Here is a 254-nt window from a genome sequence, read left to right on the forward strand (position 1 = left end):
GTTCGTGATGCAGCAGAGGCAGCAGAAAAACGTGCATTAGAAGCCTTTGAACGTATTGCAAAAGAAGGCAGAAAATACGGTGTATCTTTATTAGTTGTTAGCCAGCGTCCTTCGGATGTTAGTCGGACAATTCTCAGTCAATGCAATAATTTCTTGGTTCTTCGCTTAACAAATGATCAAGATCAAAGTGTTGTGAAACGGTTGTTACCTGAATCAATGGTAGGAATTACAGATATTTTGCCATTGCTTGATTT

1 protein-coding gene is annotated in these 254 nt (G+C 39.0%); it reads left to right on the forward strand.

Annotated elements, in window-relative coordinates; genetic code table 11:
* The coding region (locus tag ACI43T_RS12170) for an ATP-binding protein (protein ID WP_405387385.1) at positions 1–254 on the forward strand (254 nt) is incomplete at both ends.

This window comes from Neisseria oralis, assembly GCF_045062685.1.
GTDB lineage: Bacteria > Pseudomonadota > Gammaproteobacteria > Burkholderiales > Neisseriaceae > Neisseria > Neisseria oralis.